The following is a 20758-nucleotide window of genomic DNA, read 5'->3' as shown; positions in this document are numbered from 1 at the left end:
ATCGGCAATATTTATTGTTATAGCTCTAAATTACGCCCAATTTATCGCTTCACCAGCGTGCTTTTCACACTCTTCTTTGACCATATCAAATAGCACCATAGATGTTTTGGAACATATCCACTGACCATCGATCTGCTTAAAATGAAAGCCTCCTGACTTTGATGCCAACCAGATCTCATGCATGGGTTCTTGACGATTGATTATAATTTGGCTGCGGTCTTCAAACTCTAGTGTCATAACATTGCCTGACACTTCGTAATCAATATCCGCGCCAGATTCGTCTATGGCTTCTTCGATGATTTGCAGTTGTGTGTCTACTTGTTGATGAAATTCGGTATCGTTCATCCTTTTACCCTATTGCTTTTCTTGAGTGTGGTGCGATTATAGAGGGCATTGATTCAATAATCACGATATGCAAAATGAAAAAACTACTCATGGTGTTGGGAATGCTCGTCGCTACGACTTTGGTCGGCTGTGGTCAATCAGGTGCGTTGTATATTCCAGATGATGCTCAGCAGACTGAACAAGCACAATAATAACTCACCCCGAATGTTGTTTCACGGGGAAGCAATCGAATTAATTAAGGGAAGCATACTTTGGACTATTTTAACTATCAGGATGATGGCCAGCTTTGGGCTGAAGACGTCTCACTTCAAGATCTTGCCGAGCAGCATGGCACGCCTCTTTATGTTTACTCTCGCGCTACGTTAGAGCGTCATTGGAATGCGTTTGATAGGGCTGTGGGTCAACATCCTCATCTTGTTTGTTACGCAGTAAAAGCTAACTCTAACCTAGGTGTTTTGAATGCATTGGCGCGTTTAGGATCCGGCTTTGATATTGTATCGGGTGGTGAACTTGAACGTGTTATTGCGGCGGGTGGTGATGCTAAGAAGGTGGTGTTCTCAGGTGTGGGGAAAACACTGGCAGAGATGAAACGTGCGCTAGAGCTGGGCATAAAATGCTTTAACGTGGAATCAGAACCAGAACTTGAGCGCTTGAACAAAGTTGCAGCCGAGCTCGGTGTGATTGCCCCGATTTCGCTAAGAATTAACCCAGATGTCGATGCAAAAACACATCCTTACATTTCGACGGGTCTGCGTGATAATAAATTTGGTATCGCCTTTGATCGCGCGCCGGCGGTATATAAGTTTGCTCAAAGCCTATCAAACCTAAACGTTCAAGGCATTGATTGTCATATCGGTTCTCAGCTGACGGAGATTGAGCCTTTCATTGACGCAACCGATCGTCTTTTGGCACTGATTGATGACTTGAAGGCACAAGGTATCCATATTCGTCACCTAGATGTTGGCGGCGGTCTTGGTGTGGTCTATCGTGATGAAGAACCTCCTCAGCCTGCAGATTATGCTAAGGCTTTGCTTGATCGTTTGGCCAACCATCAGGACCTTGAACTGATTTTTGAACCAGGTCGAGCGATTGCTGCTAACGCGGGTATTTTGCTGACGCGAGTTGAGTTTCTCAAACACACAGAACATAAAAACTTTGCTGTTATTGATGCGGCGATGAATGATCTCATGCGACCGGCGCTTTATCAGGCTTGGCAGGATATTGTTCCCGTTGTTCCGCGCCAAGGTGAAGTACAGCTGTATGATTTGGTTGGGCCTATCTGTGAAACCGGTGACTTCTTAGGTAAAGATCGTGAACTGGCACTACAAGAAGGTGATCTACTCGCGGTTCGTTCTGCTGGTGCCTATGGCTTTGTGATGTCTTCGAATTACAATACGCGAGCTCGAGCGGCAGAGGTGATGGTTGATGGTAATCAGCACCATGTTGTCCGTCAACGTGAAGAACTGACGCATTTGTGGCAGTTGGAACAAATTTTACCGGAGTAATACACGACAAATGCACTTCCATTTTTCCAAAATGCATGGCTTGGGCAATGACTTTATGGTTGTTGACTGCATTACCCAAAATATGTTTTTTTCGCAAGATTTAATCCGTCGTTTGGCGGATCGTCATACTGGTGTTGGTTTTGACCAATTGCTTTTGGTTGAAGCACCGTACGATCCTGAAACTGATTTCCACTACCGTATTTTTAATGCAGATGGTAGTGAGGTAGAACAATGTGGCAATGGTGCACGTTGTTTTGCTCGCTTTGTGCGCTTGAAAGGCTTAACCAATAAATACAGCATTAGCGTGAGCACCAAAAAAGGAAAAATGGTTCTTGATATTGAGGATGAAGGCACGGTGACGGTCAATATGGGGATACCCGAGTTTGAGCCGAATAAAATCCCCTTCAAAGCGAAGCAAAAAGAAAAAACCTACATTATGCGTGTGGGTGATAAAACATTGTTCTGCGGTGCCGTAAGCATGGGTAATCCGCATGTCGTCACCGTGGTTGAGGATGTCGATAGCACCGATGTAGAAAACTTGGGGCCTTTACTTGAATCTCATGAACGTTTTCCAGAACGCGTTAATGCTGGCTTTATGCAAGTTGTTAATCGTCAGCATATTCGTCTACGAGTGCATGAGCGTGGAGCAGGTGAAACTCAAGCGTGTGGTAGTGGCGCTTGTGGGGCGGTTGCGATCGGTATTTTACAAGGTTTATTAGATGAGACCGTTAAAGTTTCTCTACCTGGAGGAGAGCTTTCAATCTCATGGCAAGGCCTGGGTAAATCTCTTTTTATGACTGGACCTGCTACTCACGTATTTGATGGGCAACTCTCATGCTAATTGAAGGTAAGGAAAATCAATCGCAGCCAGTTCAAGGCGATGCCATGACGGCAGAAATTGTTGCAGAATACTTACGCGATAACCCCGATTTCTTTGTCCAACGTCCTGAGCTGGTAGAACGGTTGTCGCTGCCTCATGCTGATTTAGGCGCAGTGTCATTGGTGCACGTTCAAATGAATCGTCAGCGCCAGCGCATTGAAGAGCTAGAAGAAGAGATCACAGCTTTCATGTCATTGGCCGCAAAAAATGATAGAACGTTCTACGAATTCATGGACCTACAAGGGCAGTTATTAAAGTGCTGTCATGTGAATCAGGTCATTATGGCGATTGAACGTAAGGCGAAAGAATTAGGTCTCACGGCTTACCTTCGTTTACTCAACGCCAATGAGAGCATGCCTGCGCTTAAGCAAGAAGACTATCAACGCTTTGCTACCAACCATCTTAATGGTAAAGAAGCGTACTTGGGGCGTTTAAGAAAAGTTGATCGCGAGGCGTTATTTGGAGATGTATTGGTTCCTGAAATGGGTTCATACGTCGTTTTACCGCTTGGCCATAAAACGCCACTGGGCTTACTTGTATTTGCAAGTGAAGATGGTGGTCATTTTCAACCAGATATGGACACGTTGTTTTTACGTCATCTATCATTAGTAGTGACACACCTCGTTCAGACACTCGCATGGCATCAAGATGACGATAACAGTACAGAATCTTCCTTTACCAAGTAGTTTGCAAAAGCCGTTGGAGCATTTCTACGAATACCTACGTAGCGAAAAAGAGCTTAGCTTACACACTCAGCGCAATTACAAGCAGCAGCTTGAGACAATGGCGCAGCATTTAGCCAATATGGGAGTGAAAGACTGGGCTCAAGTGGATGCTGGATGGGTTCGTCAAATTGCTGGTAAAGGGATGCGTGATGGCATGAAAGCCAGCAGTTTAGCGACGCGCTTATCATCCTTGCGTAGCTTTTTTAATTTCTTGGTTTTACGCGGTGAATTACTTGCAAACCCCGCGAAAGGTGTGTCTGCACCTCGAAAAAAACGCCCACTGCCTAAAAACTTGGATGTAGATGAAATGCACCAGTTGCTTGAGGTCAGCGAGAGTGACCCACTTGCGATACGAGATCGCGCAATGATGGAATTGATGTATGGTGCTGGATTGCGGCTTGCCGAATTGATCAGTATCGATGTGCGAGATGTCAAACTACGCAGCGGTGAATTGCGTGTTATTGGTAAAGGCGATAAAGAACGCAAAGTTCCCTTTTCCGGGATGGCTACAGAGTGGCTGGGACAGTGGCTAAAGGTCCGAAATGAGCTTGCTTCGGCTGATGAGGCTGCTTTGTTTGTCTCTAAATTAGGGACACGAATTTCGGTTCGTAGCGTACAAAAACGTATGGCTGAATGGGGGCAGAAGCAGTCAGTAGCCAGCCATATTAGCCCACATAAATTACGCCATTCCTTCGCAACACATATGTTGGAATCGAGCCAAAATTTACGCGCGGTACAAGAGCTTTTAGGACACGAGAATATTTCTACTACCCAGATTTATACTCATTTGGATTTTCAACACCTTGCTGATGTCTACGATCAAGCTCATCCTAGAGCACGCAAGAAACAAGAAAGCTGAGGCCCTGTTGTGAAGTTTTATCGCAGTATTAAGACGATTAAAGCCATCACGTTTGATCTCGATGACACTTTGTATGACAACGTTGCCGTCATTGTAAAAATGGAGCAGGAACTGCTTGCTTGGTTTAAAGAGCACTATCCGGTCGTCGCGCAGATGAGTGCGGAAGATTGGCGTGTGGTCAAGCGCCGTCTATTACAAGAAAAGCCCGCTCTTAAACATGATGTGACGTTACTTCGTTTCGTGCAGATTCAAGCGGTCTTCTTATCTCAAGGCTACTCATCGCTTCAGGCAAATCAGATCGCGCAACAAGCTGTTGAGCTGGCGCTAGAGTGGCGAAATCGAGTAACCATCGCTCCAGAGAATATTGCGTTATTGCAGACCCTAGCTGAAAAGGTGCCGTTGGTTGCGATTACCAACGGGAACGTTGACTGTAAAAAAATTGGTTTAACGCCTTATTTTCAGTATATTTTGCGAGCAGGTCCTGATGGGGCGGCAAAACCAGACAAAGATATGTTTCAAAAAGCACAACAATTCTTGGCTTTACCTGCTGATAATATTCTTCATGTTGGTGATCATCTTATCTCCGATGTCAAAGGGGCGATATCGGCTAATTTTGCGAGTTGTTGGTTAAATAATACAGGTTATCAGATTCGCTCGTTATGCCATGGGGGCTTGTTACCTGATATGGAAGTAAGTCAACTGGCTTCTTTGGCTAGGCTAGTCGAAGGCTAATGGTTTCACGTGAAACTACTTGTTTTCAGTTGATAAACCGTTTTTTTATCTTCGATAAATAGTTTGTCTTACCGTCAATGAATAGAATTAAAGGCGTTGATTAGGCGGGGCGTCCTTTAACGGGTGGCCACTTTTCTCTGCTTGAAATCGAGACAAATATTGTTGGAAAAAATCCTGCATAAGTTGATGGTTTTTTTCTTCACCTAACTGGCTTAATAGTTCAGCAGAGATTTCAAACGTACATAAATTACCCGTTTGTTGATTACGTCGTAAAGAATATTGAGAGTCCGCTTGAGTATTTAATGTCATTGTCGGAATGGACTCTAACCAGCGGCTTTTATTAAGCATTTTTCTGGCTTCTTGCCACGTTGCATCAAGGATGATAAAGAGCGGTACTCGATGTGATTCTTCACTATGCTGCATCACTTGAGGGAGTTCAAGGCTGTTTTCTGCTGGGAAAAGCAACACAGGGAAAATACTCGGATCGGTCAATTTTTTCCATAGTAAAGCGGGGGGCGTTTGTCTATCCCAAATCACTTGCTCGGCATTTAGCTGGCACTGAATGAGTAACTTGCCCGTGTTGCTTGCTCGATTTTGTTCGTTGGGATGGGTGAGCAAAATAAGTGAATGTTGACTATTCAAGGCTGGGGTCAAAGTGCAGTAACAATTGAATTTAAAGCCGCACTGAGAACAAGCTTGAGCCATGGTGAGTGTTCCTTTACTTTATGGGTTATATTTTGGCTGACTGTAGCTTAGGTGTTCAATATCATCTTGCTATTGCTGCTTTCACAATCGACCTCTATAGGAATGATATTATGGCATACTGGTTATTTAAAACAGAGCCTGACACTTTTTCAATTGATACACTTCGCGTGCAAAATGTCTCTTGTTGGGAAGGCGTACGTAATTATCAAGCACGTAACATGATAAGAGATGAGATCAAATGCGGAGACCTGGTACTGATTTACCACTCCTCTTGTAAGCAAGTTGGGGTTGCGGGTATTGCTAAGGTTATTAAGGAAGCTTACCCAGATCATTTTCAGTTTGACCCAGAAAGCGATTATTACGATCCTAAATCCTCCGTTGATAACCCTCGTTGGGTGATGGTTGACATTGAGTTTGTCAGAAAAACGGCGCGTATTATTCCACTGTCAGTGATGAAGGCGATGCCAGAACTAGAGAAGATGCCATTAGTTAAAAGAGGCAGTCGATTGTCGATAATGCCTGTCAGTGAACAAGAATGGACAGCGATCCTCGGTAAAGAATGTCTCCCGAGTCAGCGTCGCTTGGTGTAATTTTGCGGAGCACAAAGCGTCTATCTCAATGTGCTCCTTACTTACCTATTAAAGCAAATGTTCACTTAGGTAGTGCGCAACAGCATCATCAGCGTTGCTGCCAATCACCTCATTATTTGGTAATGCTTTAAAGACCTTTTCATGGGCGGTTGCCATGACCAAGCCTTTTCCTGCCATCGATAACATTTCTACATCATTCATGCCGTCACCGAATGCGATGCAGTTTTCTAATGTTTGACCGAGCGACTCTGCAATTGCTTTTAACGCGCTGCCTTTCGATACATCGGCAGCCATCACTTCTAAGCACCATGGTGTTGAGAATGCGATATTTAATTGTTGACCAAACTGTTGTTTAAGTTTGTTTTCAAATTTGACGAGGTGTTCATGATCTTCGCCAGGGTGAGTGAAGAAAATCTTAGCAACTCCTTTTTGTGGCGCTTGGTTTTTATCAAATAGCGTATAGGTAAATGCTTCATGAAAATCACGCAGTTGCTCATCATCTTGGCTGAGTAACCAAGCGTCATTTTGATACATGTGGATAAGTATTTCCGGATCCAGTTTGATCGTGTCGATCACGCCTTGAATGAGATTTTCAGGAATATTTTGACTGTAAATGAGTTGATCATTTTGGTCGTGTACTCGTGCGCCATTAGAAGTGATCATGTAAGCGGGAATACCAACACTGTGGCGAATGCTAGCAACATCAACATGGTGACGGCCTGTCGCAAAGATAAAGGTATATCCTTTGTCATGTAATGCTCTGAGCGTTTCTCTCGAATAGGCATTTAATTTGTGGTTAGGCGCTAATAGAGTGCCGTCTAAATCGGAAGCAACGATCTTAGTGATCGATTTGCAAGGTAGCGATGTGCTCATGAAGCCCTCATCAATAATGCTAAATTGTCTGAAGTTACTGCAGGTCATCGCTTTACTTAGTATGACGTGAGTAATGGTAAATAAACCCAAGCTTACTGCAAAATGAGCCAGAATAAGAGGGTAAATTACCGATGTTATATTTCCTCTTTAATCTTCTTTTTGCTCAATATTACGCATAAAAGTAAAGAGTTTGTTGAGCGCCTGATTACGATATTGATCTTGTTCAAAGAGGACCTCGTGTTGTGAGCCCGCAATTGAAACGAATTCGACGCGAGCGTTCGTTTTGCTAAGTTTGTCGATAAACTTCTTTTGGGCAGTATTGCTGACAATACGATCGCTACCGGCTTGGAGTAATAAGACTGGCAAAGTGAGTTGGCGGGTGAGCAAAATACATTGTTTTGCAGCTATTAGCCCTTGCCAGACCCAGCGCTTACTTGGCCCACCAACCTGTAACTCGGGTTTATCTTGGTATAATTGGCGAAACCAATGGTAGCGTTCATAGCTTTGACTCAATGGATTATCATCGAAAGGCTTTGCATAGTAGGCTTTCTGACCTGGGGCATAACTGGCCTGTGGTGAGCAAGCTGCCAAGATCTGGCACACAGGGAGAGCGATAGGGCTCAGGTACCAAGGAAGTTGGATGCCAAACATTGGTGAACTTAAAATTAATCCATTAAAGAGATGTGTGGGATGAGTTTGCAAATAACGTGTTGCAATGGCACCTCCCATTGAATGTGAGAGCATTGTCCGATGCTGGTAATCGGACAAATCAAAATACTCAATGACGGATGCCATGTCTTTAATATAATCATCAAACTCGTAGACGTGACCTACATCAGTATTTTTTAAGAGCCGATCTGATAAACCTTGTCCCCGGTGATCAAAGGAATAGACATCATAGCCTTGTCGATAAAAATCATAAAAGAGCTCTTGATACTTCCAGACGGATTCAATTCGGCCATTGACGATAAACACGGCTTTGTCATGCTTAGGATGCGTAAGCTTGCACCAGTAAATTTTTTTCTTCTCAACGCCTTTGATAAAGCCCTCTTGGCGAGTGTGCCACAGATTTGCAATTGGGCCGGAAATGGCTTGCTTGAACAAATTTTCTTGAGAGCTTTTCAAAGGTGTAGCAGGAGTTGTCATGGATGGGTTGCCTAAATGAACACGATTAGAATGAACTATATTCGAAGAATTATAAAGGAAATGCAATGGATACACATGTTTGGCTTGCTTATCTGGCGACAGCGATAATTTTTAGCTTAGCGCCTGGCTCTGGTATGGTGAACTCGGTCAGCAATGGTTTAGCTTATGGGATGCGTCGTTCATTGAGCGCCATTGTTGGACTACAAATTGGTTTAGCCATTCACATTCTTTTGGTTGGCGCTGGGATTGGTGTTCTTGTGGCACAATCTGCAACCCTTTTCAATATCCTGAAATGGCTTGGCGCTGCTTATTTGCTGTGGCTTGGCATTCAAAAATGGCGAACAAGCTCGACTTTAGAAGCTGTTCAAATAGAAAAATCAATTTCAAGTCGAGCCTTATTTTACAAAGCAATTCTAATCAATTTGACCAACCCAAAATCGATCGTGTTTCTCGTTGCGTTGTTTCCACAGTTTATTGACCCATATGCCAATCAGATGACGCAATTACTAATTTTGGGGTTCACGACAGTAATCATTGATGGATTTGTCATGCTTGGTTATACCTTTTTAGCTTCTCAAATTGGTGGCGTCGTTCGCTCGGAGAAAATAATGAGTAGGATGAATAAGATCTTTGGCTCAATGTTTATTGGCTGTGGTGCTCTATTAGCTTCAGTGAAGTATTAAGTAAGCGCTATTCAACCAACTCTTCAATACAAGCCAGTGGATTAAAATCATTGGCTTTTCTCTCTTGATATCCAGTGATGAATCCCTGAATCACATTGCTATTTTGATACTTAATTATTGAGTGCTTCGGCACTGTTATTAATCTTTCATGACACTAGAGCCTAGGTCTTGACGGCATACACTAAATTAAGATATATATGGTTTTCCATATATAGATTTGATGAGTGTTAAGGTGGAGTGATGACAATTAAGGTTGGAATTAATGGCTTTGGCCGAATAGGACGTTTAGCACTGCGTGCTGCATTTGATTGGCCAGAATTGGAGTTTGTGCATATTAATGATGCTGCAGGAGATACAGAAGCTCTAGGGCACTTACTTGAATTCGATTCCGTCCAAGGACGTTGGCATCATGAAGTCACTGTTGAAGGCACATCATTAATGATTAATGGCCAACGTATTGCGACTTCAAAAGAGCGTGATATTAATGCCGTTAATTGGGGACAGTGTGATGTGGTCATAGAAGCAACGGGCGTTCATCGTAAAACCTCTTTGCTTAATCAATATTTACAGCAGGGTGTAAAACGTGTCGTTGTTAGCGCTCCGGTGAAAGAAGAAGGGATTGCCAATATTGTAGTTGGAGTCAATGACCATGTATTTGACCCAGAGCAACATCGAATTGTAACGGCGGCTTCTTGTACAACTAACTGTATTGCACCGGTAGTCAAGGTGATTAATGAAGCGCTGGGTATTGAACAATCACTGTTTACTACCATTCATGACTTAACCAATACACAGACTATTTTGGATGCTCCTCATAAAGACCTCCGTCGAGCTCGTGCATGTGGTATGAGTTTAATTCCAACCACCACTGGCAGTGCGAGTGCTATCGTGGAAATCTTTCCAGAACTGAAAGGTAAAATTAATGGCCATGCCGTACGAGTACCTTTGGCGAATGCTTCGCTGACTGACATCATTTTTGATGTAAAACGCGATACAACCGTTGAGGAAGTCAATGCTTTACTCAAAACAGCATCGCAAGGTGAGCTAAAGGGCATCTTGGGTTATGAAGAGCGTCCTTTAGTGTCTATCGATTACAAAGGTGACCAGCGTTCAACAGTCATTGATGCGCAATCTACCATGATGGTGGGCTCTCGGATGGTGAAAATATATGCTTGGTATGATAATGAAATGGGTTACGCAACTCGAACCGCAGAATTAGTTCTGAAAGTCGGTAAAGCATAAGGAGTACACAATGACACACCCTACATGGCAACTCGATCTCACAACCGGAAGCCTTATCTTGACTCCATGTCCTGGGACAAAAGATGCAGATTTATCAACCTCGCTACAGCAGCTGAAAAGCCAAGGAGCCGTGGCGGTTGTTACGGCTCTTGATGACCATGAGCTAGCAGAAAAACAAGTATCAGCATTGGGTGATATGGTTGGCCAATTAGGAATGAAATGGTTTCAAATTGAAATTGAAGACGATTGTGCTCCTGATCAGGTTTTTACAGCGAAGTGGCAACAAATCAATGATGAGTTGCATGGCGTGCTGAACCAAGGAGGAAAAGTGGTCTTGCATTGCATGGGAGGATCAGGCCGTACTGGTATTCTTGCTGCACACATACTTTTAGAAAAGGGTTGGGCGTTACCAAAAGTGATTGAAGAAATTCAAACTCTACGTCCCAATGCATTCCAAAAGCCAAGCCAGCTTGATTACATAAAGTGTATTGCAAAGCAAGCTGTACAGCTCTAATCGCATTTGGTACATGATGATCTAATTGGTTGTAAAGGTAGCAACTCGCTTAATCAACTAAAAGGCTATTTGAATCAAGTTATTGATTGTAATTGTCTTTATTTTTGTTTTTATATTAACAAGTACGTTCAGAAAGCATTTGGTTTTCCATGATCCAAATGCTTGTCAGGCTGTACGTAATGGGGTCATGATGGAAAAACTGAGCAAAAGCATTCGCCAATATATGTTAGTCACTTTTAATTACTGGAACTTTACTGTGACTGACGGTGCGTTAAGGATGTTAGTGGTGCTTTACTTTCATCAATTAGGATATTCAAGCCTCGCGGTTGCCTCCTTATTCATCTTTTATGAGCTTTTTGGTGTAGTAACGAATTTAATTGGCGGTTGGCTAGGTGCTCGGTTAGGGCTAAATAAAACCATGAATATTGGTTTGATTATGCAAGTCTGTGCTTTGCTCATGCTCGCGGTTCCTAGTACTTGGTTGACTGTCGCTTGGGTTATGGTCGCTCAGGCGGTGTCAGGGGTCGCAAAAGATCTTAATAAAATGAGCGCAAAAAGTGCGATTAAGACACTGGTGCCTAATGATCAGAGCCACACACTCTACAAATGGGTAGCGATACTCACTGGTTCAAAGAATGCTTTGAAAGGGGTTGGTTTTTTTATCGGTGGTTTGCTGCTGTCCGTATTTGGCTTCCAAGCTTCGATGCTGCTGATGGCGAGTGTGTTAAGTGCAGTATTTATCTTTAGCTTGATTTGGTTAGAGAAAGATATGGGCAAAGCGAAACATAAGCTGCCTTTTCGTCAAATATTTTCTAAGTCAGAACCCGTTAATATTCTTTCAGCGGCCCGAATGTTTTTATTTGGTGCACGAGATGTATGGTTTGTGGTTGCGTTACCGATTTATCTTGGTAATGTCTTTGGGTGGGAACATTTGCAAGTTGCTGGTTTTTTAGCGGCTTGGGTCATTGCATATGGTTTTGTTCAAGGCCTGGCACCACGAATTACCCGGCGGCTAAACGGCACGGTTCCGGATGGTCGTGCTGCGGTGATTTGGGCCGTTACGCTGATGTGTACCGTTGGTCTTATTGCCTACAGTGTTCAAGTTAACTGGCAGCCTCAATGGGTGATAACCATAGGCTTGATGGTATTTGGCGCCGTTTTCGCGATTAATTCCTCTTTGCATTCCTACCTTATTGTGGAGTATGCGAAAGCGGATGGTGTCTCACTGGATGTCGGTTTTTATTATATGGCCAATGCTATGGGGCGATTACTCGGAACGTTATTATCAGGTTGGGTATATCAACAATCCGGCTTGGCTGCATGTTTGTGGGTTTCTTTTATCTGTTTAATCATCACCGCGATTATTTCTCTTTATCTCCCCAGACATATTCCACAAGATCATCCCAAGTCTTGCTAATGTTGCTCATGGCTCTTCAGTCTATCTTGCGTGTCTAAAGCTTAGTCGCGATATTGACAGATTTTAGAGCCATGATATTCAAGCCCTTATGGGCAAAGAGGGCCTAACTCAGCAGGCTGAATAATCTGTAGTTCTCCTTGCAATGGACGATAAACGACCACGTGTAAAATCGCGCCATTTTTTAACTCGTATTCAATCGCGTAATTCGTACCGCTGACAATTTGCGTTCTTACATCCAAAATTTCACTGAACTCTGGCGTCATATTGGTTTCGTTAAGCACAAAATCCATCGCTTGTTGTGCTTCTGGAGAGAGGTCCTGCTTTGACCAGCCCCCTGCTAGATTCTTATCGCCGCAGATGGGATTGGGCTTGGTGAGATCTTTGGTCAAATGCGACTCTTCCCATTGTTGTGGTGTCTCCGCCATGGCTTCTTCTGCCGCGACTTCTATTTTTTGCTGGGCTTCGCTGGTGGCTTGAGTAGGTGTCTCTATCATGACATCTTGTTTCTTATCACAACCAACCAGCGCAACAATACAAACCAGTGAGGCTAACAAGTTTTTTTTCATTATGATCTCTCTTAATATCAGCGGCTCAATAGATTAAAGGTGTGAGTCTATAATCATGTTTAAAACAAAAATCTTAGGGCGTGAATCTCATTTATACAACTTTTTAGCGTAAATTGTTGGGTAAGATCGATAAGATAGGAATCAACCAACGTAGTTATCTCGTTAAATTTCGTTGTGGAATATTTCTCTATATGCAGAAAGATAAAGTGGAAAAGCTGGCTTTATGGTTTTCTGCACATCCCGTATAGGCAACCTTTACCTTGGGTATTGATTAGTATTTTGGGAGCCTTAGTGATGAGTTATTGGCTACCTCTCTCAGCTAAGATTCGGTGGCTGGTGCCTTAACGTTCTAAAGCGAAATGTAAAAACTTGTCTCCACGATAGGTGAGCAGTCCTTTATCTCCAGGTATGAGTGACTGGTAGTAGTGAATGCCGACCTGAAATTCACGTTTAGGACCCATCATCCCACGTTGCACATAAATCCAATATTGTTGATCTTCTTGGCCGGGCTGAGTTTCTGGCAAGACTATTGCTTGCTTATCTAATATGGTCACTTTAGCTTTTTTCTCTGGGGCATTGTTACCAAAGTAATGTTTGTTATAGAGCTGGAAGAAAATCCAAGTACCAGCTGCAATAAGGGTGAGTAAGGCCAGAATGAGTGAAATTGGCATAATAACCTCCCATGATTTGATTAACCTCATTTTACCGTATTCTATGAGTTGATAATGGGGTAAGGTGGCTTATTCGTGATCCAGTAAAAGTGTTGTTGGTATTATTCGATATGCTTCACACTTTGTGAGTTCTGAATTGTGAAACATAAAAGGCAGCTATTCAGAATAAGCCGAAAAGTGCTTAATTTATAGAAGAATGAAATGACAATAATAGTAATAGTAACCAAGGAGGGTTGCGATGTCAGATATTGAAAAAGTGGTTATGCGCACCCGTAGGCTTGAAAAGCTTCTACGTACCCAATATCACGCAGAAGGTAAGGGATTACATCAAATGGTTACTAGCTGTGAAGACCGCTTACCACATGATGTGATTTCAAAGCTCCGCTTTATTGCGACTGTGCGAAATAAAGTTGTGCATGAAGAAGACTACAAGTTGGATAATAGAAAAGACTTTTTGCATGCGTGCGATGTATGTGAAAAAGAACTGACACCTAGGAGTGCTCGTTTTATTTGGAGAACAGCAATTTTATTGATGATTGCTATTACGCTAGCTGCACTTGGATTCTATTACATGCATTGGGACTTGTTAATGAAGCATTTGTAGTAATAAATGACGGTGAAAGGCAAAAAAGGGACGCAAGTGCGTCCCTTTTTATAACAAATTGTTTAGTACATCATTGGCAGTGTCATTAAACCCATAACCACTGCAATCATAACCAGCCCTTGTTTTTGAGAAGATGAAATCATAACACTACCTCTAAAATTCTTGATGAACGTAATATAACCAATGTATCACTTTTTTGACTTTTTGGTCAACATTTAGTTGAAAGTATTTTAAATTCGATTTTTCTGTGGGTTTTTAAGCTTTATTACGATAAGAAACAGTGTTTTTTGAGGTGTTTGATAAATGATCTTGTTTGTTTTTTACACTATTTTTTATCTTATGTGTTTGTTTTTATTTTATTTTATTTTGTTTTTTTATTTTCTGCTTTTGGGTTTTGTTTTATTTTGTGGATTTTGGTAGTTATTCATTTCAAGTGCTCATAAGTGTCATTAAATATCATTTTTTTTAGATGAAGAGTTGAAATGTTAGTGATTTGTACTCCCTCCGATTAAATATCTAAGGACTTTTTGTAAGTATATATTGTCCCTCTTCTTTTTTTAGAGTGGTTATCTTTCGATAAGTCTATGTTTTTGATGTTTTTTTATTTTACTTTGATTGTGTCTGACTTACTTGTTATATGAATTTGGTTTTAAATTCTAGTAAGCGATATCTAAGTGGTTTTTTTTAATGTTTTAGGCCTCAGAATTAGGCAAATTACTATGAATTATATTGGTTGGAGTGAAAAGTTGTGTCAGGTTAGAGGTCAATGAATCAAGCTTATGATTCGCTATCTAGATCCAACTTTCGTTGATAATATCTTTACATCAAGGTTAGTCTACCTAGACTAGCGCGTGGATAAGTGAAGGGTATGATAAAATGTGGAGTTGGTTAGCGATCGGTTTGTCAGGGTTATATTCTGTTCTTGGGACCAAGCAAGCAAACTTTAGGCAAGCCCAGATCTTTAAGCTTTTAACATTAGCTTTGCTGTTGGTGCTTATTTTAACAGCAGGAAATTCAGCAGATCACACTGACTGGATCGCAGGTGGGTTGGTAACATTTATGCTTGCTGACATGCTACATTCATTGAAATCAGGCCGGTTCTTAAAAGCATTGTATTTTACTGGCTACTTACTTGCTCAGGTATGCTATAGCAAAGCCTTTTGGGTGCAGTTAAATGGTGAAGTGATTTGGTGGCTGTTAGCTTTACTATTATCTGCCAGTATCGTGGCTTTCTTCCTTTTATTACCCCGACTTGATGCGTTATTACTTCCTGTTGCTATTATGGGCGTTATGCTGGTTCAAATGGCTTGGGTCGCGGGAGAGGTGTGGCTGCAAATGCCCAGTTATTCTAGTGCGTTGGGTTTTGGTGGCACTTTAGTCATGATTGCTTCAGCTCTTGGCTATGCATTGTATGACTGTCGGAAAATGAATAAGACTATCAGTCTTTGGGTTAATGGCAGTTATTTGCTTTGTCATGCTCTTATTGTTGCATCCGGTGTTTCTTCATCGATTTAGCGAATGTCTGCCGTGTAAGAGGTAGGTTTACTGTCGTTCATTAGCCAAAAGCCGCTACTCAATTGAGTAGCGGCTGTTTATTTTTAGATCATATGTTTACGACGAATATCAAGTAAAGCGAAGATACCAAACACAAGGATGGAATATTTCTCCCAGGTACTCATCTTAATTTTATCGCCGAACGCACCGATGAAAATCGCCATTTGTAGTCCATGCATCATAAATAAGAAAGCAGTCATAATGTATAATGCGATGGCGGCTTTACCGGGGAAAGGGATAAAGATATTCAGGAGTAAAACAAACCAGACAAAGGCAATGGCTGCCTTGGCAAGTATCAATAATGCTTTCATTTAACTATCCTTTTAATGTCGTATGCTAATCAGATGAACGTTGATATAAGCGGAAACTGACCTGGCCCGCTGTTTTTTCTCTGTGTAAGTGCCAATTATTCGGCAACGTTGTAATATCCAGTTCTTTTTCTGTTTCGATGTAGATCATGGCATCAGCGGCTAGCCAGCCTTGCTTCTCTAGCAAATCGATCGTCTCATCGAGTAGCCCTTTACGAAATGGAGGATCGATGAAGACAACATTATATGGGGTCGCAGGCTGCTGTAAAAACTGAAGCGCATCGTTCTGAATGAGTTCAATATTGGTGGCTTTTAGAGTCGTAACATTTTTCTGTAGTTGTTGAAATGCTTGGGCGTTCAGTTCTACCATAGTGACATGCTCGGCTTGTCGAGAAGCGGATTCAAAGCCAAGGCTGCCGGCACCTGAAAATAAATCGAGGCATTTCGCCTGTGGTACGTCTTGGGCTAACCAATTAAAGAGTGTTTCCTTGACGCGATCCGTAGTGGGACGCAAACCTTCTGCGTCGTGGACAGGGAGTTTTCTGCCTCTCCATAGACCACTAATGATGCGTACAAAGCCGCTGGTGGGCTTTTTTTGTGATGAGTTTTGCTGGCGACGTTTTACCATAGATTTTTTGACCGCTAATAAAGTGATACTATACCCAATCACTCAGGCTGTAAGCTTGGGTATAGCCCAGAATATTGAAGATGGCAGAGTGTAACATTAATACGATGAGATTTATCTCTTAGTCACGTTTGGAAAACTTTGCTTATTGCTTTTCTGACAGAGCCATCTTGTTAGAAAAGAGTCATTAATAGACAAAAAGACAATCTAGGATAGCCCCTAATGACGGAAAAGAAAAAGCGCGGATTACTTTCGTGGCTAGGCTTTGGTGATGAAGAACCAAGCCAAAAATCAAAACAAGAAGAGTCTGCTTTACCAGAGAAGGCTGAACAAACAACGGCTGACGACAAGTCGCGAGAGGAAAACCAAGCCACAGCAGACAGCTCAGAGCCAGTTGCAGCGGTTGAGGTTGTTGAAACTGAACAAGTCAAGCCTATCGAGCAAGAAAATCTTTCTCCTCGAGTGCAAGAGCAAGAGAAACCGACCGAAAGCTTTTTTGCTCGTTTGAAGCGCAGCCTGAGCCGTACCAAAGCCAATATTGGTGCTGGCTTCTTTGGCCTGTTTAGCGGTAAAAAAATTGATGATGATTTATTTGAAGAACTGGAAGAGCAACTGCTGATTGCCGATGTCGGTATGGATACAACAGCGAAAATCATCAATAACCTGACAGAGAAAGCGTCACATCGTGATTTAAAAGATGGTGAAGCATTGTATGGTTTGTTGAAAGAAGAGATGGCAGACATTCTCGCTAAGGTAGAACAACCGCTTGAAATTGACACGAGCAAGACACCTTATGTGATTTTGATGGTCGGAGTTAACGGGGTAGGTAAGACCACGACCATCGGTAAACTTGCCAAACAATTCCAAAATCAAGGTAAAAAAGTCATGCTTGCTGCAGGGGATACTTTCCGAGCTGCTGCCGTTGAACAATTGCAAGTATGGGGAGAGCGTAATCAGGTTCCTGTTATTGCTCAGCATACTGGAGCGGATAGTGCGTCAGTGATCTATGACGCGATTGAAGCGGCTAAAGCGCGTGGTGTGGATGTTGTGATCGCCGATACCGCAGGGCGTTTGCAGAACAAAGCGAACTTGATGGAAGAGCTGCGTAAAATTGTGCGAGTCATGAAAAAAATTGACGACTCTGCGCCGCATGAAATTATGCTCACGCTTGATGCGGGTACGGGTCAAAATGCCATTAGCCAAGCCAAATTGTTTAGTGATGTTGCTCCGCTTACAGGAATTACCTTGACTAAACTTGATGGAACAGCAAAAGGTGGAGTGATCTTCGCGCTTGCCGATCAGTTTGAAATCCCACTGCGCTACATTGGTGTCGGTGAAGGGATCGAAGACTTGCGTCCATTTGAAACTCAAGAGTTCATTGATGCTCTTTTTAGCCGAGAAGAGTAGTTAAGAGTGAGAGGAATTCACTGTGATTCAATTCCAGCAAGTTAGCAAAGTTTATCGAGGTGGTAGACAAGCCTTACAGAAAGTTGACTTTCATCTTCGACGTGGAGAAATGGCATTTCTGGGAGGGCACTCCGGAGCCGGTAAAAGTACTTTGTTGAAACTGATATGTGCGATCGAACGCCCAAGCGATGGCAAAGTGCATTTTAATGGTCATGATATCACTCGCATTTCGCCTAAAGATATTCCCTTTTTGCGTCGTAATATTGGAATCGTTTTTCAAGATCACCGCCTACTTATGGATCGTAGTGTCTTTGATAATGTTGCTTTACCGATGCGTATTGAAGCTATTTCTGAAAATGAAATCAAACGTCGTGTATCGGCTGCTTTGGACAAAACCGATTTGCTTGATAAAGCTCGCTGCCTGCCAAGCCAGCTATCGGGTGGCGAACAACAACGAGTAGGTATCGCTCGTGCGGTTGTAAATAGACCAACATTATTAGTTGCCGATGAGCCTACAGGGAACTTAGACCCTGATTTATCTGGTCGTATTCTGCGTTTATTTGAAGAATTTAATCGTGCAGGGGTAACTATCCTTATCGCAACTCATGATATCGGCTTAGTCAACTCTCGCCCACAATATCGACATTTTGAGTTGAACCAAGGCTTTTTGAGTGAGGTTGAAGATTATGGAAAGTAACAAGCGAACCCATAAAAAAGGTAAGGGACGCGGTAAACTTCGAGTGAATACGGATGGTGTGCTTACCTCTCATATCAAGCAAGCAAAAATCTCTTTTCGTGCATTGTGGCATCGGCCTTTAGGTAATATCTTAACCTTAGCAGTGATCTCTATGGCTCTTGCCATGCCTGCTTGTGTGTATTTATTGGGAAAAAACCTTGCCAGCGCAGCAGAGAATGTTGCTTCTCCATCGAAGGTGAGTGCTTACTTACTAGAAGGTATGGCGGATGCAAGGGTGATGGTACTTAAGGACCAAATTGAGACCTGGCCACTCGTTAAAAAAGTCGAATATATTTCACCACAACAAGGTCTTTCGGATCTAAGCCAATATGCAGGTTTTGATCAAGCATTGAGTTTGTTAAATGGCTATGCTTTACCTGGTGTGTTGGTAATCGCTCCAAGCTCAGAAAAAAAACGTGATATCAAGTTATTGGCTGAAAAAATCTCAAAGCTTGAATATGTAACAGATGTCAGATTAGATGAAGATTGGCTGGTTCGCTTGGATGCGATAAAAAATTTAGCGAGTATTATCGTTATCACTCTAACTTTATTGATGTTGGGTGCGGTATTTTTGATCGTCGGTAATACCTTACGTTTTAATGTACTTGCCAATAAAGAAGAAATTCAAACGATGAAGTTGATCGGAGCAACAGACGGTTTTATTCTTCGTCCTTACTTATATACAGGTATGTGGTTCGGTGTGCTAGGAGCTTTCATTGCTTGGTTTGTCACTGCTGTTATCACCTTTGTTATGAATAACGCAGTTGCTGAATTGGCTACACTTTATGACAGCCAGTTTCGCCTAATTGGGTTAAACTGGGATGAATCTTTACTTCTGATGGTGATCGGAAGCTTGATTGGCTGTGCGGCGGCGAGAGTTTCTGCTCAACGTCACTTGAAAGAAATTGAACCAGTTTAGCTTGAAATGGTCCTACTATAGGTATTAATTAGCGTAAAATGTCACCTAGAGCTTGTTTAGGTGACGTGTTTGTGGATAATAGTTTGCCCTGTTTGAAATTTGTTCATGTTAGATTCAAGTAGGTTGAGTTACAGTACAAAACGATGCTCAAGATCAGAGATTGATGAGGAATGGAATGACAAAAGAAGCGTATCCGATGGCTCTAGTCACGCAAGATAGCCTTGATAGCTATATCCGGTCTGTTAATAGTTACCCAATGCTGACAGCAGATGAAGAGCGTGATTTGGCAGAAAGATTACACTACAACGGTGAAATTGACTCGGCGAAAGGGCTGATTTTATCTCACCTGAGGTTCGTCGTTCATGTTGCTCGAGGATACTCTGGTTACGGCTTACCGATGGCCGATCTCGTGCAAGAAGGCAATATTGGCCTAATGAAAGCAGTTAAGCGATTCAACCCTGAAGTAGGGGTGCGATTAGTGTCTTTTGCCGTGCATTGGATCAAAGCCGAAATTCACGAATATGTACTTCGTAATTGGCGAATCGTCAAAATTGCAACCACTAAAGCGCAACGTAAACTATTTTTTAACTTACGCAAATCTAAAAAGCGCTTAGGTTGGTTTAATAATGGTGAGGTTGAAACAGTTGCACAAGCACTGGGTGTTGAACCTGCAGAAGTTCGTGAAATGGAATCTCGTTTAGCTGCAGTTGATTCTGCATTTGACATGCCTATTGATGAAGCCGACAGCTCTAATGCTTATACAGCACCAACGATATACCTAGAAGATAAAGCATCTGATATTGCCGATAATATCGAGGCTGCGAACTGGGAAGAGCATACCAATAATCGTTTAGGTCACGCTCTGGCAAGTCTAGATCAACGCAGCCAGCATATTGTCCGCTCTCGTTGGCTAGATGATAATAAATCAACGTTACAAGATCTGGCGGATGAATATGGAGTTTCTGCTGAGCGTATTCGTCAGTTAGAGAAAAATGCAATGAAGAAGCTGAAATTGGCCGTTGGCGAACTTTAATTTCCTAATTCATCAATAATTAGACTCTTGAAGTTATAATTTGATTTACAAAAACTGAGATCATTTGATCTCAGTTTTTTTTGCCGATCGAAAAGATAGGTGTTCTCGATCTTTGGGCT

Annotated in this window: 25 protein-coding genes; 17 read left to right on the top strand and 8 right to left on the bottom strand. The window is 42.4% G+C overall.

From position 1 onward, the window contains the following. Positions 1 to 30 precede the first annotated feature (30 nt). On the bottom strand, positions 31 to 345 hold the full coding sequence (gene cyaY, locus VSA01S_RS15135; RefSeq protein WP_039980917.1) for an iron donor protein CyaY: 315 nt from the start codon (positions 343 to 345) through the stop codon (positions 31 to 33). Between the two features lie 74 nt (positions 346 to 419). Here cyaY and lptM point away from each other — a divergent pair, with 74 nt between their 5' ends. Genes lptM through yigB form a run of 6 tightly spaced genes read left to right on the top strand, consistent with a single transcriptional unit; the run spans position 420 to position 5046 of the window. After that, positions 420 to 536: an LPS translocon maturation chaperone LptM gene (lptM, locus tag VSA01S_RS20630; RefSeq protein WP_039980919.1), complete on the top strand. Its 117-nt coding sequence runs from the start codon at positions 420 to 422 to the stop codon at positions 534 to 536. Positions 537 to 596: 60 nt separating this feature from the next. Next, complete coding sequence (gene lysA, locus VSA01S_RS15125; protein ID WP_039980921.1) at positions 597 to 1850, top strand: diaminopimelate decarboxylase; 1254 nt, start codon at positions 597 to 599, stop codon at positions 1848 to 1850. Between the two features lie 10 nt (positions 1851 to 1860). Then, positions 1861 to 2691, top strand: coding sequence for a diaminopimelate epimerase (gene dapF / locus VSA01S_RS15120; RefSeq protein WP_039980922.1), 831 nt, complete (start codon positions 1861 to 1863; stop codon positions 2689 to 2691). After that, the gene (locus VSA01S_RS15115; protein ID WP_039980924.1) at positions 2685 to 3416 is read left to right on the top strand and encodes a DUF484 family protein; all 732 of its coding nucleotides are present in this window, start codon (positions 2685 to 2687) and stop codon (positions 3414 to 3416) included. Before dapF ends, VSA01S_RS15115 begins: the two co-directional genes overlap by 7 nt. Continuing rightward, positions 3379 to 4314, top strand: coding sequence for a tyrosine recombinase XerC (gene xerC / locus VSA01S_RS15110; protein WP_039980926.1), 936 nt, complete (start codon positions 3379 to 3381; stop codon positions 4312 to 4314). Before VSA01S_RS15115 ends, xerC begins: the two co-directional genes overlap by 38 nt. Positions 4315 to 4323: 9 nt before the next feature. Then, positions 4324 to 5046, top strand: coding sequence for a 5-amino-6-(5-phospho-D-ribitylamino)uracil phosphatase YigB (gene yigB, locus VSA01S_RS15105; protein ID WP_039980928.1), 723 nt, complete (start codon positions 4324 to 4326; stop codon positions 5044 to 5046). A gap of 87 nt (positions 5047 to 5133) precedes the next feature. Here yigB and VSA01S_RS15100 read toward each other — a convergent pair whose 3' ends face one another. Continuing rightward, a complete protein-coding gene (locus VSA01S_RS15100; RefSeq protein WP_039980930.1) occupies positions 5134 to 5751 on the bottom strand; it encodes a tRNA-uridine aminocarboxypropyltransferase in 618 nt (205 codons plus the stop codon). A gap of 110 nt (positions 5752 to 5861) precedes the next feature. Between VSA01S_RS15100 and VSA01S_RS15095 the strand changes: the two genes are divergently transcribed. After that, a complete protein-coding gene (locus VSA01S_RS15095) occupies positions 5862 to 6341 on the top strand; it encodes an EVE domain-containing protein (RefSeq protein WP_039980981.1) in 480 nt (159 codons plus the stop codon). A 48-nt stretch (positions 6342 to 6389) separates the two neighbouring features. Here VSA01S_RS15095 and VSA01S_RS15090 read toward each other — a convergent pair whose 3' ends face one another. Both VSA01S_RS15090 and VSA01S_RS15085 read right to left on the bottom strand, forming a co-directional pair. Beyond that, entirely contained in the window at positions 6390 to 7214 is an 825-nt protein-coding gene (locus VSA01S_RS15090; RefSeq protein WP_039980931.1) for a Cof-type HAD-IIB family hydrolase, read from the bottom strand. Between the two features lie 147 nt (positions 7215 to 7361). Further along, positions 7362 to 8360 (bottom strand): alpha/beta fold hydrolase, encoded by a 999-nt coding sequence (locus tag VSA01S_RS15085; protein WP_039980933.1) that lies wholly within the window; start codon positions 8358 to 8360, stop codon positions 7362 to 7364. A gap of 65 nt (positions 8361 to 8425) precedes the next feature. On the opposite strand from VSA01S_RS15085, the gene rhtB reads away from it, so the two are divergent. From rhtB to arsJ, 4 genes are all read left to right on the top strand, one after another. Continuing rightward, entirely contained in the window at positions 8426 to 9043 is a 618-nt protein-coding gene (gene rhtB / locus VSA01S_RS15080; protein ID WP_039980935.1) for a homoserine/homoserine lactone efflux protein, read from the top strand. 240 nt (positions 9044 to 9283) lie between these two features. Continuing rightward, on the top strand, positions 9284 to 10285 hold the full coding sequence (locus tag VSA01S_RS15075; protein ID WP_039980937.1) for an ArsJ-associated glyceraldehyde-3-phosphate dehydrogenase: 1002 nt from the start codon (positions 9284 to 9286) through the stop codon (positions 10283 to 10285). A 10-nt stretch (positions 10286 to 10295) separates the two neighbouring features. Continuing rightward, positions 10296 to 10799, top strand: a complete 504-nt coding sequence (locus tag VSA01S_RS15070; protein WP_039980939.1) for a cyclin-dependent kinase inhibitor 3 family protein — start codon at positions 10296 to 10298, stop codon at positions 10797 to 10799. 187 nt (positions 10800 to 10986) lie between these two features. Continuing rightward, positions 10987 to 12216, top strand: a complete 1230-nt coding sequence (gene arsJ / locus VSA01S_RS15065) for an organoarsenical effux MFS transporter ArsJ (protein ID WP_039980983.1) — start codon at positions 10987 to 10989, stop codon at positions 12214 to 12216. 86 nt (positions 12217 to 12302) lie between these two features. Here arsJ and VSA01S_RS15060 read toward each other — a convergent pair whose 3' ends face one another. Both VSA01S_RS15060 and VSA01S_RS15055 read right to left on the bottom strand, forming a co-directional pair. Next, entirely contained in the window at positions 12303 to 12782 is a 480-nt protein-coding gene (locus VSA01S_RS15060; protein ID WP_039980941.1) for a cystatin domain-containing protein, read from the bottom strand. A gap of 341 nt (positions 12783 to 13123) precedes the next feature. Continuing rightward, positions 13124 to 13453, bottom strand: a complete 330-nt coding sequence (locus VSA01S_RS15055) for a DUF2500 domain-containing protein (protein WP_039980943.1) — start codon at positions 13451 to 13453, stop codon at positions 13124 to 13126. 238 nt (positions 13454 to 13691) lie between these two features. Here VSA01S_RS15055 and VSA01S_RS15050 point away from each other — a divergent pair, with 238 nt between their 5' ends. Together VSA01S_RS15050 and VSA01S_RS15040 are read left to right on the top strand one after the other, a co-directional pair. Further along, positions 13692 to 14057: a hypothetical protein gene (locus VSA01S_RS15050; protein ID WP_039980945.1), complete on the top strand. Its 366-nt coding sequence runs from the start codon at positions 13692 to 13694 to the stop codon at positions 14055 to 14057. Positions 14058 to 14933: 876 nt separating this feature from the next. Continuing rightward, positions 14934 to 15572 (top strand): lysoplasmalogenase family protein, encoded by a 639-nt coding sequence (locus tag VSA01S_RS15040; protein ID WP_039980946.1) that lies wholly within the window; start codon positions 14934 to 14936, stop codon positions 15570 to 15572. Between the two features lie 83 nt (positions 15573 to 15655). Here the strand turns inward: VSA01S_RS15040 and VSA01S_RS15035 are convergent, their stop codons facing one another. Further along, on the bottom strand, positions 15656 to 15922 hold the full coding sequence (locus tag VSA01S_RS15035; RefSeq protein ID WP_039980947.1) for a DUF1145 domain-containing protein: 267 nt from the start codon (positions 15920 to 15922) through the stop codon (positions 15656 to 15658). 25 nt (positions 15923 to 15947) lie between these two features. After that, complete coding sequence (gene rsmD, locus VSA01S_RS15030) at positions 15948 to 16547, bottom strand: 16S rRNA (guanine(966)-N(2))-methyltransferase RsmD (protein WP_039980948.1); 600 nt, start codon at positions 16545 to 16547, stop codon at positions 15948 to 15950. A 219-nt stretch (positions 16548 to 16766) separates the two neighbouring features. On the opposite strand from rsmD, the gene ftsY reads away from it, so the two are divergent. The 4 genes from ftsY to rpoH all read left to right on the top strand — a co-directional run bounded on the left by ftsY (position 16767) and on the right by rpoH (position 20639). After that, positions 16767 to 17951 (top strand): signal recognition particle-docking protein FtsY, encoded by a 1185-nt coding sequence (gene ftsY / locus VSA01S_RS15025; RefSeq protein WP_039980949.1) that lies wholly within the window; start codon positions 16767 to 16769, stop codon positions 17949 to 17951. Positions 17952 to 17973: 22 nt separating this feature from the next. Then, entirely contained in the window at positions 17974 to 18648 is a 675-nt protein-coding gene (gene ftsE, locus VSA01S_RS15020; protein WP_039980951.1) for a cell division ATP-binding protein FtsE, read from the top strand. After that, positions 18638 to 19606, top strand: coding sequence for a permease-like cell division protein FtsX (gene ftsX / locus VSA01S_RS15015; protein ID WP_039980952.1), 969 nt, complete (start codon positions 18638 to 18640; stop codon positions 19604 to 19606). Before ftsE ends, ftsX begins: the two co-directional genes overlap by 11 nt. Positions 19607 to 19781: 175 nt before the next feature. Continuing rightward, on the top strand, positions 19782 to 20639 hold the full coding sequence (rpoH, locus tag VSA01S_RS15010) for an RNA polymerase sigma factor RpoH (protein ID WP_039980953.1): 858 nt from the start codon (positions 19782 to 19784) through the stop codon (positions 20637 to 20639). Positions 20640 to 20758: the final 119 nt, after the last annotated feature.

Source organism: Vibrio sagamiensis NBRC 104589, assembly GCF_007990935.1.
GTDB classification, from domain to species: Bacteria; Pseudomonadota; Gammaproteobacteria; order Enterobacterales; family Vibrionaceae; genus Vibrio; species Vibrio sagamiensis.
This window is presented reverse-complemented; position numbering and strand designations above follow the sequence as displayed.